General features: G+C 59.3%; 11 protein-coding genes. 8 read left to right on the top strand and 3 right to left on the bottom strand.

Going from position 1 to position 12,181, the window contains the following annotated elements; all coding sequences use genetic code 11:
* Positions 1–235 precede the first annotated feature (235 nt).
* The 4 genes from rloA (at position 236) to pabB (ending at position 4,852) form a co-directional block, all read left to right on the top strand.
* Positions 236–772, top strand: a complete 537-nt coding sequence (gene rloA / locus VD17_RS06230) for a retropepsin-like aspartic peptidase RloA (protein ID WP_008146333.1) — start codon at positions 236–238, stop codon at positions 770–772.
* 5 nt (positions 773–777) lie between these two features.
* Entirely contained in the window at positions 778–2,313 is a 1,536-nt protein-coding gene (gene rloB / locus VD17_RS06225; protein WP_046053143.1) for an osmotic stress tolerance membrane protein RloB, read from the top strand.
* Positions 2,313–3,299 (top strand): alpha-L-glutamate ligase-like protein, encoded by a 987-nt coding sequence (locus tag VD17_RS06220; protein ID WP_046053142.1) that lies wholly within the window; start codon positions 2,313–2,315, stop codon positions 3,297–3,299. Before rloB ends, VD17_RS06220 begins: the two co-directional genes overlap by 1 nt.
* Positions 3,300–3,514: 215 nt before the next feature.
* Complete coding sequence (gene pabB / locus VD17_RS06215; protein ID WP_046053141.1) at positions 3,515–4,852, top strand: aminodeoxychorismate synthase component I; 1,338 nt, start codon at positions 3,515–3,517, stop codon at positions 4,850–4,852.
* A gap of 87 nt (positions 4,853–4,939) precedes the next feature.
* On the opposite strand, the gene thrH is transcribed toward pabB, so the two are convergent.
* Positions 4,940–5,557, bottom strand: coding sequence for a bifunctional phosphoserine phosphatase/homoserine phosphotransferase ThrH (thrH, locus tag VD17_RS06210; protein ID WP_046053140.1), 618 nt, complete (start codon positions 5,555–5,557; stop codon positions 4,940–4,942).
* A 173-nt stretch (positions 5,558–5,730) separates the two neighbouring features.
* On the opposite strand from thrH, the gene VD17_RS06205 reads away from it, so the two are divergent.
* The 3 genes from VD17_RS06205 to VD17_RS06195 all read left to right on the top strand — a co-directional run bounded on the left by VD17_RS06205 (position 5,731) and on the right by VD17_RS06195 (position 9,304).
* On the top strand, positions 5,731–6,471 hold the full coding sequence (locus VD17_RS06205) for a phosphoadenylyl-sulfate reductase (protein WP_008027340.1): 741 nt from the start codon (positions 5,731–5,733) through the stop codon (positions 6,469–6,471).
* A 506-nt stretch (positions 6,472–6,977) separates the two neighbouring features.
* A complete protein-coding gene (locus VD17_RS06200) occupies positions 6,978–8,519 on the top strand; it encodes an NCS1 family nucleobase:cation symporter-1 (protein WP_046053139.1) in 1,542 nt (513 codons plus the stop codon).
* A 56-nt stretch (positions 8,520–8,575) separates the two neighbouring features.
* Complete coding sequence (locus VD17_RS06195; RefSeq protein WP_033055712.1) at positions 8,576–9,304, top strand: aspartate/glutamate racemase family protein; 729 nt, start codon at positions 8,576–8,578, stop codon at positions 9,302–9,304.
* A gap of 115 nt (positions 9,305–9,419) precedes the next feature.
* Here the strand turns inward: VD17_RS06195 and VD17_RS06190 are convergent, their stop codons facing one another.
* Positions 9,420–10,343 carry a LysR family transcriptional regulator gene (locus VD17_RS06190; RefSeq protein ID WP_046053138.1) on the bottom strand — a complete coding sequence of 308 codons (924 nt, stop codon included), beginning with the start codon at positions 10,341–10,343 and terminating at the stop codon, positions 9,420–9,422.
* A gap of 125 nt (positions 10,344–10,468) precedes the next feature.
* Between VD17_RS06190 and VD17_RS06185 the strand changes: the two genes are divergently transcribed.
* Positions 10,469–11,215, top strand: a complete 747-nt coding sequence (locus tag VD17_RS06185) for a 3-oxoacyl-ACP reductase family protein (RefSeq protein WP_046053137.1) — start codon at positions 10,469–10,471, stop codon at positions 11,213–11,215.
* A gap of 125 nt (positions 11,216–11,340) precedes the next feature.
* Here VD17_RS06185 and VD17_RS06180 read toward each other — a convergent pair whose 3' ends face one another.
* Entirely contained in the window at positions 11,341–12,036 is a 696-nt protein-coding gene (locus VD17_RS06180; protein WP_046053136.1) for an HAD-IA family hydrolase, read from the bottom strand.
* Between the last annotated feature and the right edge of the window lie 145 nt (positions 12,037–12,181).

Here is a 12,181-nt window from a genome sequence, read left to right as displayed (position 1 = left end):
TAAATAGGTATTGTCGACAATCGTCTAATAACCGACTGCACCAGAACGACGCATCCCCTCTGTTTATAGCCGCCCCCCGGCGCTGGCGCCATAAAACCACCGTGCTAGAATGCCGGCCGCATTTGTTTGTGACATCTGCACTGCTTGTCATAAACAGTTGATAGGCATACGAGGGAGCTTGCGCAGCGATGCCAGGGCCTTGAATCGAAGTACGGACCGCTGCGCACCAGGATTTATGAGACTCAAGCCCTTCCCCACCTTCCTTTATCTTCTTTGCCTGCCCGGTTTTGCCGCGGCGGGGGAAAAGACTGTTTACGGCCTCAACGAGTACGCCTCCCTGGACGGCATCGACCTGGAAGTCGCCGCCAAACTCGACACCGGGGCGAAAACCGCTTCCCTGAGTGCCCGTGACATCAAACGCTTCAAACGCAATGGCGAATCCTGGGTGCGCTTTTATCTGGCGATCGACGCTGCGCACTCGCACCCGATCGAACGGCCACTGGCCCGCGTCAGCAAGATCAAGCGACGGGCAGGCGATTACGACCCGGAAGAAGGCAAGAAGTACACCGCCCGTCCGGTGATCGAGCTGAATATCTGCATGGGTTCGGCTTTACGCAGCATCGAAGTGAACTTGACCGACCGCAGCGCCTTCCAATACCCGCTCCTGATCGGCTCCGAAGCGCTGAAACGCTTCGATGCGCTGGTCGACCCCAGTCTTAAATACGCTGCTGGCAAACCCGCCTGCGCCACCGACGCTCATACCGCAGAGTAATTCCAATGCGCTCTCTTACCCTTCACCTGAAATTCCTGATCGCCATCCTGGTGGTGCTGGGTATTTCAGTCACGGCCTATCAGATCTTCGTGCTCGGCATCCCCGTGACCGAAGACGCTACCGACGACTTGTGGAACATCGACGCCAAAGTCGAGTTCGTCGCCAGTACCAAGGACCCGGTCAAGATCCAGATGTTCGTGCCGCCGCTGAGCCGCGATTACGTCAGCCTCAACGAGAGCTTCATTTCCAATAACTACGGCGTGGCTGTGAACCGCGCCGACGGCAACCGCAAAGTCACCTGGTCGGCACGCCGGGCCAAGGGCAATCAAACGCTTTATTACCGCCTGGTGCTGACCAAGCGCTACACCGGTGAAAAATCCAAGGTCAAAGGCCCGACCTTCCGCGACAGCATCGCCGTCGAAGGCGCGGAAAAAGTCGCCGCCGAAGCCTTGCTCGCACCGATCCGCCAGCACTCGGCCGACGTTGAAACCTTCATCGGCGAAGCCATCAAGCGTGTCAACAATCTCAACGACGACAATGTGAAGCTGTTGCTGGGCGGCGATCCGTCCCCCGGGAACAAGGCGAAAATCGTCGAATTGGTGCTGTCCATCGCGCACGTGCCGGTGGAAAAGGTCCACACCATTCGGCTGGTGGCCGATCAACCGCAACTGCCTGAACTCTGGCTGCGCAGTTTCAACGGCACCGACTGGCTGTACTTCAACCCGGAAACCGGCGAACAAGGCCTGCCGACCGACCGCCTGCTGTGGTGGACCGGCGACGAAAACCTGATCACCGTCGATGGCGGCAAGAAGGCCAACGTGACCTTCAGCCTGAACAACAGCGAAATGAACGCGATTCGCCTGGCCAAGCTGACCGACGAAAACACCGACGCCAACTTCCTCGAATACTCGCTGTACGGCCTGCCGCTGCAAACCCAGCAGACCTTCATGATCATGGTGATGATCCCGATCGGTGTGCTGGTGATTTTGATCCTGCGCAACCTGATCGGCATTCAGACCCTCGGCACCTTTACTCCGGTGCTGATCGCGCTGGCGTTCCGGGAAACCCAGCTCGGCTTCGGTATCGTGCTGTTTACGATCATCACGGCGTTGGGCCTGTCGCTGCGCTCCTACCTTGAACACTTGAAACTGCAAATGCTGCCGAGGCTGTCCGTGGTGCTGACTTTCGTGGTGGTGCTGATCGCGGCGATCAGCCTGTTCAGCCATAAACTCGGCCTGGAGCGCGGGTTGTCGGTGGCGCTGTTCCCGATGGTGATTCTGACCATGACCATCGAACGCTTGTCGATTACCTGGGAAGAACGCGGTTCCGGCCATGCCATGAAAGTGGCGATCGGTACGCTGTTCGCGGCGTCTCTGGCGCACCTGATCATGACCGTGCCAGAGCTGATTTACTTCGTGTTCACCTTCCCGGCGATCCTGTTGATCCTGGTGGGCTTCATGCTGGCGATGGGTCGCTATCGCGGCTACCGCCTGACCGAACTGGTGCGATTCAAGGCTTTCCTGAAGAAGGCTGACGCCTGATGTTCGGCTTCTGGAAGACCTGGAAGGCCCTGGAAGCCCGGGGCATCATGGGGATCAATCGGCGTAACGCGGACTACGTGCTCAAGTACAACAAGCGCAGTCTGTACCCGATTGTCGATGACAAGATCATCACCAAGGAACGCGCCATCGCCGCCGGCATTCATGTGCCGGAACTGTATGGCGTGATCTCCACCGAGAAGGAAATCGACGACCTCGACGAGATCATCGGCGGGCGCAGCGATTTCGTGATCAAACCGGCCCAGGGCGCCGGTGGTGACGGCATCATTGTGGTTGCCGACCGGTTCGAGGGGCGCTATCGCACAGTGTCCGGCAAGATCCTCGACCATGAGGAACTCGAGCACCATATCTCGAGCATCCTCACCGGCCTGTATTCCCTGGGCGGACACCGCGACCGCGCGCTGATCGAATACCGGGTGATCCCGGACCAGATTTTCAAAAGCATCAGCTATGAAGGCGTGCCGGACATCCGCATCATCGTGCTGTTGGGTTACCCGGTGATGGCCATGCTGCGCTTGCCGACGCGCCAGTCCGGCGGCAAGGCCAACCTGCACCAGGGCGCCATCGGCGTCGGTGTCGACCTCGCGACCGGGCAGACGTTGCGCGGCACCTGGCTGAACAACATCATCGCCAAACACCCGGACACCACCAACGCAGTGGATGGCGTGCAACTGCCCTACTGGGACGGTTTCATGAAACTTGCCGCGGGCTGCTATGAGCTGTGCGGGCTGGGTTACATCGGTGTCGACATGGTGCTGGACCAGGAGAAAGGGCCGCTTATTCTTGAGCTCAATGCCCGGCCTGGGTTGAACATTCAGATTGCCAATGATTGCGGGCTGACGTTGCGCACGCATGCGGTTGAAGCGCGGCTGGAAGAGTTGAAGGCTCGTGGGGTTACCGAAACGGTGCGCGAGCGAGTGGAATTTGTGCAGGAGATGTTTGGGCATATTCAGTCTGTCGAGGGCTGATCCGAGACCGAGTCGCGGCCATCGCGAGCAAGCTCGCTCCCACAAGGATTGCGCTAAACCCTGTGGGAGCGAGCTTGCTCGCGATGGCGGCCTGACAGTCAGCAACACCTTCAACCCTGCCCCCAATCTACCAATCCCCGACATCCCCTCTAGGAGCAATTCCCCGAGGAGACTACAATCGCCACCCCCGCCTCGATGGCTGATCTGCCCCGCCCATGTTGACCTGTTCCGTACACCCGCTCCCCTATCGCGCCAACCCCGCCGAGTACTTCGCGGCGATTCGTCACGCCCCCGGTGCCGTGCTGCTCGACAGTGGCCGGCCGAGTGCCGAGCGTGGGCGTTATGACCTGCTCAGTGCCTGGCCGCTGGAGCAAATAGCAGTATTGCCTGACGAAAGTGGCAGCGATTTCCTGCAACGCCTTCGCGACAATCTGACACGACTCGGTGAAGCGGCTGTTCCGTGCGACTTGCCCTTCGCCGGAGGCCTGATCGGTTACCTGAGCTACGACTTCGGTCGGCATCTGGAAAACCTGCCCAGTCAGGCGCTGGACGATCTGCAATTGCCCGACGCACGTTTCGGACTGTACGACTGGGCGCTGATCAGCGATCACCAACTGAGTACAAGTCAGCTGGTCTTCCACCCGTCGCTGATCGACAGCGAACGTCAGCGTCTGATCGCACTATTCAGTGAACCTATGGCTGAAGCGGTCGAGCCTTTCACGTTGAAAGCCCCGATGAAGGCCGACCTGAGCGCTGACGAGTATCGCCACGCCTTAGAACGCATTCAGCATTACATCCAGGCCGGCGACTGCTATCAGGTCAATTTCGCCCAGCGTTTCCGCGCTCAGTGCCAGGGCGATCCATGGGCCGCGTATTGCGCGCTGCGGGCGGCTTGCCCGACGCCATTTTCCGGTTTTCAGAGCCTGCCCGACGGCGGCGCGGTGTTGAGCCTGTCGCCAGAACGTTTCGTCAAAGTCAGCGAACGCCATGTGGAAACCCGCCCGATCAAAGGCACCCGCCCTCGCGGACTGACCGCTGCCGAAGATGCGGCAAACGCCGCCGAACTGCTGGCCAGCCCCAAGGACCGCGCGGAAAACCTGATGATCGTCGATTTGCTGCGCAATGACCTCGGCCGCACGTGCCGTATTGGGTCGGTGCGGGTGCCAGAGTTATTCAGCCTGGAAAGCTACCCGAACGTGCATCACCTGGTGAGCAGCGTGACCGGAGAACTGGCGGATGACCGGGACGCACTGGACCTGATCGCCGGCAGCTTCCCTGGCGGCTCGATTACCGGTGCACCGAAAATTCGCGCGATGCAGATCATCGACGAACTGGAGCCGACGCGTCGTGGGTTGTACTGCGGCTCCTTGCTCTATCTGGACGTGCGCGGCGAGATGGACAGCTCCATCGCGATTCGCAGTTTGCTGGTCAAGGATGGGCAGGTGTGTTGCTGGGGCGGTGGCGGGATCGTCGCGGACTCCGAGTGGCAGGCCGAGTATCAGGAATCGATTACCAAGGTAAAAGTACTGCTCGATACCCTGCAAAACCTGTAGGAGCTGCCGCAGGCTGCGATCTTTTGATCTTGCCTTTAAAGCAAAGTCAAAAGATCGCAGCCTGCGGCAGCTCCTACATGAATGTGTTTACAGGCTCAACGCCCGATTCGAAGCCTTGATGAATTCCTGCTTCAGCTCTTTAAAGCTGTGCACCGCCGGGAACTGCGGAAACTCGCGAATCACATTGTCCGGCGCATGGAACAGAATCCCTGCATCCGCCTCGCCCAGCATCGTGGTGTCGTTGTAGGAATCCCCCGCCGCGATCACCCGGTAGTAAAGGCTCTTGAAGGCCAAAACCGACTGGCGCTTGGGATCTTTCTGACGCAGCTGATAGCTCGTCACCCGCCCGGAATCGTCAGTAATCAGACGATGGCAGAGCAAGGTCGGGAAGCCCAGTTGACGCATCAACGGCTGGGAGAACTCGTAGAACGTGTCCGACAGAATCACCACCTGAAAGCGCTCACGCAGCCAGTTGACGAACTCGATGGCGCCATCCAGCGGCTTCAGCGTGGCGATCACTTCCTGGATGTCAGTGAGTTTCAAGCCGTGCTCGTCGAGAATCCGCAGGCGCTGCTTCATCAGCACGTCGTAGTCGGGGATGTCCCGGGTGGTAGCCCTGAGGGATTCGATCCCGGTTTTTTCGGCGAAGGCAATCCAGATTTCCGGGACCAGTACACCTTCAAGATCCAGACAGGCAATTTCCACAAGACACTCCCATTTGTATTGATTATTGAGTCGAGCGAGCCAAAAGACTGCCGAACTCTAGCGACTCAGGCTGGCCGGTGCAACGCATAGGACGCGCCAGCCGCCGTAGGTTTTTGTTACCATCAGACCCATATAGAGCGCCCAGCGCCACCGACCTGTAGGAAGCCGCCCTGATGAGCCCAACGTTCGACGTCGTGGAACTCGCCACGACCTATGCCAACAAATCCGCCCAGGACATCCTGAAACTCGCGTTCGCCGAGTTTGGCGATGACCTGTGGATATCTTTCAGCGGCGCCGAAGACGTGGTGCTGGTGGACATGGCCTGGAAGCTGAACAAGAACGTCAAAGTGTTCAGCCTCGACACTGGCCGCTTGCACCCCGAGACCTACCGCTTCATCGATCAGGTGCGCGAGCACTACAAGATCGACATCGAACTGGTGTCGCCGGACTACACCAAGCTCGAACCTTTCGTGAAGGAAAAAGGCCTGTTCAGTTTCTACAAGGACGGCCACGGCGAATGCTGCGGCATCCGCAAGATCGAGCCGCTGCGTCGCAAGCTCTCCGGTGTGACAGCCTGGGCTACCGGTCAGCGTCGGGATCAGAGCCCTGGCACTCGCAGCGCCGTCGCGGTGCTGGAAATCGACACCGCGTTCTCCACCCCGGAACGCACCCTGTACAAATTCAACCCGCTGGCACAAATGACCAGTGAAGAGATCTGGGGTTACATCCGCATGCTGGAGCTGCCGTACAACAGCTTGCACGAACGCGGATTCATCAGCATCGGCTGCGAACCCTGCACCCGTCCGGTGTTGCCGAACCAGCACGAGCGCGAAGGTCGTTGGTGGTGGGAAGAAGCGACGCAGAAAGAATGCGGCCTGCATGCAGGCAACATCATCAGCAAATCCAAGGCTTAACCTCCTGCCTTGTGGAGATCCCCTGTGGGAGCGAGCTCGCTCCCACAGGTTCTGTGACCAGCTTACGAAATGTGTACACACGAATGTCACCATAGGTGCCATTTGTGTGTGCACTTTTCATTTCAGCGCCCCAAAAAGTTACACCCCCTCGCCCTGACTTCCTCAGTCGACGTTTCCTGCAAATCCCGCTGAAAAATAAATACCTGTTCAAACAGTCAATTTATATCGCCTTGATTTCAGCCACTTACCGCAAGCAGATAACAAAACGAAATTAGAGGAAGAATTCATAGATCGCTGACTGGCATGGATCTGGCTTAAGTGCATACATGTTTTGTATACAATTATATCAAAACATACACACACTTTAGATCCGCAAGCCTGAAGCGCCCTATCCCGTACAGGCTGCAGATGCCCCGTAACCAATGATGCTGACTGCCCGCGACGAAGATTTGTCGAGCCAACGCTCATGCACAGTCATCGCGACGCCAAGCTCGGAGCCTGCCGGAATGCGTACTAGCCTCTCCAATAACAACATCGCACTGGATCTGCCCTCCTTCCCACCCACTTCAACCCCTCACGACCAAACGTTTCAAGAACCCGTCGTACTCAGCCCTCGCCTGCACAACAAGGACCTGGCGCCGACCAAGGCCGAAGGTCGACGCTGGGGCCGCTACAGCATTTTCGCTCTGTGGACTAACGACGTTCACAACATCGCCAATTACTCATTCGCCATCGGGCTGTATGCCCTCGGACTGGGCGGCTGGCAAATCCTGCTGTCCTTGGGGATCGGTGCAGCGTTGGTGTATAGCTTCATGAACCTCTCCGGTTACATGGGACAAAAGACCGGCGTGCCGTTTCCTGTCATCAGCCGGATCAGTTTCGGCATTCACGGAGCGCAGATTCCTGCATTGATCCGTGCCGTTATCGCCATCGCCTGGTTCGGAATTCAGACCTACCTGGCCTCGGTGGTCTTTCGCGTACTGCTGACAGCGGTGCATCCCGGATTCGCTGACTACGACCACAACTCGATCCTCGGTCTATCGAGCCTTGGCTGGGTGTGTTTCGTAGCGATCTGGTTCGTGCAACTGGCGATCCTCGCCTATGGCATGGAGATGGTGCGGCGCTACGAGGCGTTCGCCGGGCCAGTGATTCTGCTGACCGTCGCCGCCCTCGCCGCGTGGATGTACTTTCAGGCCAACGCGACCATCGCCTGGTCGATCCGCGAGCCGCTGACCGGCGGTGAGATGTGGCGCAACATCTTTGCCGGTGGTGCGTTGTGGCTGTCGATCTACGGCACGCTGATCCTCAACTTCTGCGACTTCGCCCGCTCGTCACCGTGCCGCAAGACCATCAAGGTCGGCAATTTCTGGGGCCTGCCGGTGAATATTCTGGTGTTCGCCAGCATTACCGTCCTGCTCTGCGGCGCGCAATTTCAGATCAATGGACGGATCATCGAAAGCCCGACGGAAATCATCGCGTCGATTCCCAACACCTTCTTTCTGGTGCTCGGCTGCCTGGCGTTCCTGATCGTCACCGTGGCGGTGAACATCATGGCCAACTTCGTCGCCCCGGCCTTCGTGCTGAGCAACCTGGCGCCCAAATACCTGACATTCCGCCGCGCCGGACTGATCAGCGCGACCATCGCGGTGCTGATCCTGCCGTGGAACCTCTACAACAGCCCGCTGGTGATCGTGTATTTCCTGTCCGGCCTCGGCGCCCTGCTCGGCCCGTTGTATGGCGTGATCATGGTCGACTACTGGCTCGTACGAAAAGGTCAGGTCAACGTGCCGCAGTTGTACAGCGAAGACCCCAACGGCGCTTATTACTACAGCCGCGGAGTCAATTTACGCGCAGTCGCGGCGTTCATTCCTGCCGCGCTGATCGCCATCGTCCTGGCGCTGGTACCGGGCTTCGACAGCGTATCGCCCTTCTCCTGGCTGATTGGTGCCGGGATTGCCGGGATGCTCTACCTGATCATCGCCAAACGGCAGCCTCATTACGCAGACGTCAGCGGTGAAGCCATCGCCGTCGATAACGTCAGTCATTAATCCCTTGGCGGCCCGGCACCGTTGGGCCGCAGAACCACCCGCTATAAGGACTTCCCATGCGAATTCTCGTGGTCAACGTCAACACCACCGAGTCCATCACCCAGGCCATCGCGCGTTCGGCTCAATCCGTGGCCGCGCCGGGCACCGAAATCATCGGACTGACGCCCTACTTCGGTGCCGACTCCATCGAAGGCAATTTCGAAAGTTATCTGGCCGCCATCGCGGTGATGGATCGAGTGATGGCTTACGACCAACCTTTCGATGCCGTGATCCAGGCCGGTTACGGCGAACACGGCCGCGAAGGCTTGCAGGAATTGCTCAATGTGCCGGTGGTGGACATCACCGATGCGGCGGCCAGCACCGCCATGTTCCTCGGCCATGCCTACTCGGTGGTCACTACGCTGGACCGCACAGTGCCGCTGATCGAGGATCGCCTCAAACTGTCCGGACTCTGGGACCGCTGCGCGTCAGTGCGGGCCAGTGGTTTGGCGGTGCTGGAACTGGAATCCGATCCTGAACGTGCGCTGGAGGCAATTATTCGCCAGGCGGAATTGGCCGTGCTTGAAGACAAGGCCGAGGTGATTTGCCTGGGCTGCGGCGGCATGGCCGGGCTTGATGAACAGATTCGTCGGCGCACCGGCGTGCCGGTGGTGGATGGCGTGACGGCGGCGGTGACGATTGCCGAGTCGTTGGTGCGATTGGGGTTGTCGACGTCCAAGGTGCGGACTTACGCGACGCCGCGGCCGAAGAAGATTATTGGTTGGCCGGGGCGGTTCGGACGGTAGACCGAGGTGCGGCCATCGCGAGCAGGCTCGCTCCCACAGGGAATTTGTGAACGACACAAATCCAATGTGGGAGCGAGCCTGCTCGCGATGAACGATTACTCGGTCTCAAGCCAACTCAAACCGCACTAAACCGCTGCCCCAACCCCTGCTCCGCAAACTGCTCAATGATGAAATCCACAAACGCCCGGGTCTTGCCCGGCAGCAGTTTGTGCTCCGCGTAATAGATCGAAATGTTGCCATCGTCGACATACCAATCCGGCAGCACCCGCTGCAAGGTCCCGGCCGCCAGATAGCCCACGGCGAACGGCATGCTCACCAGCGCAATACCCAACCCTTGGGCGGCCGTGGCGCAGGCCGCCTCCGAATCGCTCATGGTCATCCGCGCCTTGAGTGTCAGCGGGCTGTGTTGCTGGGTGCGACTGGTCAATTGCCAAGAACGCACACGTCCCGTCTGCGGCGATCGAATCAGGATGCCATCGTGATACTTCAGATCATCCGGCTCGACAATCGCCTCACGTCCCGCCAGATACTCAGCTGAAGCCACCAACACCCGATGGGCCGGTGTAAGCTTGCGCGCCACCACCCCCTGCGGCAGCTCGAATCCCCCACCAATCGCCGCATCGAAACCCTGAGCAATCAGATCAACCTGACGATTATCGAAATGCCAGTCCGGGTTGATCGCCGGAAAGCGCCGCAGAAACTCCCCGAGCAACGGCACGACATACAACCGCCCAAACACCGTACCCATGCTGACCTTCAGCGTTCCTGCCGGTCGTCCTTCGGCACTGGCCAGATTGGCCACGGCATTCTGGATCGTGTGAAGGCTGGAACTCACTTCTCCTAGAAACCGATGACCCGCTTCAGTGAGCGTCAGGCTGCGGGTGCTGCGCTGAAACAGCCGCACACCCAGCCGCGCCTCAAGTTTGGCGACGCTCTTGCCCACCGCCGCCGGGGTCAGACTCAGGCGGCGCGCGGCTTCGGCGAAGCTGCCGACCTCGGCACTGCGCACGAAGCATTCGATACTGCTGAAGGTTTCCATAAGCGCCACTATAAACTTTTGGTTTACACAGACTATCGCAATTACCGTCTACACAGCCGGTAATCCTGAATCGATACTAGGCTCCATCAACCGAGACATCTCGCCTCGGGACTTTGGAGATCGATATGACTACTCAGAACCTCAGCGGCAAAGTTGCTTTGATTCAAGGCGGTTCCCGCGGTATCGGCGCCGCCATTGTCAAACGCCTGGCCGCTGAAGGCGCGACAGTGGCCTTCACCTACGTCAGCTCTACGGCCAAAGCCGAAGAGTTGCAAAACAGCATCACCGGTAACGGCGGCAAAGCCCTTGCCATCAAGGCTGACAGCGCCGACGCCGAGGCCATCCGCAACGCCGTGACCGCCACCGTAAACGCCTTTGGTCGACTGGACATTCTGGTCAACAACGCTGGCGTGCTGGCCGTTGCACCGCTGGAAGATTTCAAACTCGAAGACTTCGACCAGACCCTCGCGATCAACGTGCGCAGCGTATTCATCGCCACCCAGGCCGCCGCCAAACACATGACCGAAGGTGGTCGCATCATCAACATCGGCAGCACCAACGCCGACCGCATGCCCTTCGCCGGTGGTGGCCCGTACGCCATGAGCAAATCGGCGCTGGTCGGCCTGACCAAAGGCCTGGCTCGCGACCTCGGCCCGCGCGGCATCACCATCAACAACGTGCAACCGGGCCCGGTCGACACTGACATGAACCCGGCCAGCGGTGACTTCGCCGAAAGCCTGATCCCGTTGATGGCGGTGGGTCGTTACGGCAAAGCGGAAGAAATCGCCAGCTTCGTCGCTTACCTCGTCGGTCCCGAAGCCGGCTACATCACCGGTGCCAGCCTGACCATCGACGGTGGTTTCGGCGCCTGATACGGGTCAGTCGAACGCAAATCAAATGTGGGAGCGAGCTTGCTCGCGATGGCAGTCTGTCAGTCACATCATTGCTGGATGTGCCGCCGTCATCGCGAGCAAGCTCGCTCCCACATTTCCCGTCGTCAGGCCCATTCGAGCGCTGGCAAACCGCAAGCGCTCGGTTTGAACGCTTTCAGCGTACGAAGAATGCCATCGGCGTGTGCGTATTTTTCATCAGCCATCGCCGCATCCGGGATCGCAATCGCGGTCATTCCCGCCGCTTTCGCCGCCGTGACACCGAACGGCGAATCCTCGAACACCAGGCAATCCTCAGGCGCGACACCCAGGCGCCGCGCGGCTGTGAGGAAGATGTCCGGCGCCGGTTTGGCCGCGCCGACTTCCGGGTCATCGGCCGTCACGATGAAATCGAACAGCGCGAACCAGTCGCGGTGCAAGGTGGTTTTCTGGCCGAACGACTGACGCGAAGAACTGGTGCCCACCGCGATCGGAATGTTGTTGGCCTTCAGATGCCGAACCAGCTCCTGTGCGCCAGGCATCGCCAGCGCTGTAGGAAAACGCTCGCGCATCAGCGGTTCGCGGATCACCAGGAACTCTTCGGCGGTGATCGGCAGGTCCAGCGCCTCGACCACATAACGCGCCAGATCACCCGCGCCACGGCCAATGATGTTCTGTTTGATGCTCCAGTCGAAGACCCGACCGTAACGCGCAGCAATCATGGACGTGACTTCGGTGTAAATGCCCTCGGTGTCCAGCAACAAGCCGTCCATATCGAATATCACGGCCTTGATCGGGCCGAATTCATTCAGCGGTGCATTCATCGCATCTGATCCGTTTTCTAATGACATCCCAGAGGCGGCTCAGGTACGGCCGGGTCCGCGATCGATTAAAGGATTCAGCAGCATAGCGAGCGCGACGGGCATAGGGCAACGGGCAATGCCTGATCGGTACTAAAACCTGCGCCGA

The organism is Pseudomonas fluorescens (genome assembly GCF_000968015.1).
GTDB classification, from domain to species: domain Bacteria; phylum Pseudomonadota; class Gammaproteobacteria; order Pseudomonadales; family Pseudomonadaceae; genus Aquipseudomonas; species Aquipseudomonas fluorescens_W.
The sequence above is the reverse complement of the archived record's forward strand: the minus strand, read 5'-3'. Positions and strand labels throughout refer to the sequence as shown.

Coding starts and splice junctions, on each gene's coding strand:
- rloA (WP_008146333.1), top strand. CDS start 236: ATGAGACTCAAGCCCTTCCCCACCTTCCTTTATCTTCTTTGCCTGCCC.
- rloB (WP_046053143.1), top strand. CDS start 778: ATGCGCTCTCTTACCCTTCACCTGAAATTCCTGATCGCCATCCTGGTG.
- VD17_RS06220 (WP_046053142.1), top strand. CDS start 2,313: ATGTTCGGCTTCTGGAAGACCTGGAAGGCCCTGGAAGCCCGGGGCATC.
- pabB (WP_046053141.1), top strand. CDS start 3,515: ATGTTGACCTGTTCCGTACACCCGCTCCCCTATCGCGCCAACCCCGCC.
- VD17_RS06205 (WP_008027340.1), top strand. CDS start 5,731: ATGAGCCCAACGTTCGACGTCGTGGAACTCGCCACGACCTATGCCAAC.
- VD17_RS06200 (WP_046053139.1), top strand. CDS start 6,978: ATGCGTACTAGCCTCTCCAATAACAACATCGCACTGGATCTGCCCTCC.
- VD17_RS06195 (WP_033055712.1), top strand. CDS start 8,576: ATGCGAATTCTCGTGGTCAACGTCAACACCACCGAGTCCATCACCCAG.
- VD17_RS06190 (WP_046053138.1), bottom strand. CDS start 10,343: ATGGAAACCTTCAGCAGTATCGAATGCTTCGTGCGCAGTGCCGAGGTC.
- VD17_RS06185 (WP_046053137.1), top strand. CDS start 10,469: ATGACTACTCAGAACCTCAGCGGCAAAGTTGCTTTGATTCAAGGCGGT.
- VD17_RS06180 (WP_046053136.1), bottom strand. CDS start 12,036: ATGAATGCACCGCTGAATGAATTCGGCCCGATCAAGGCCGTGATATTC.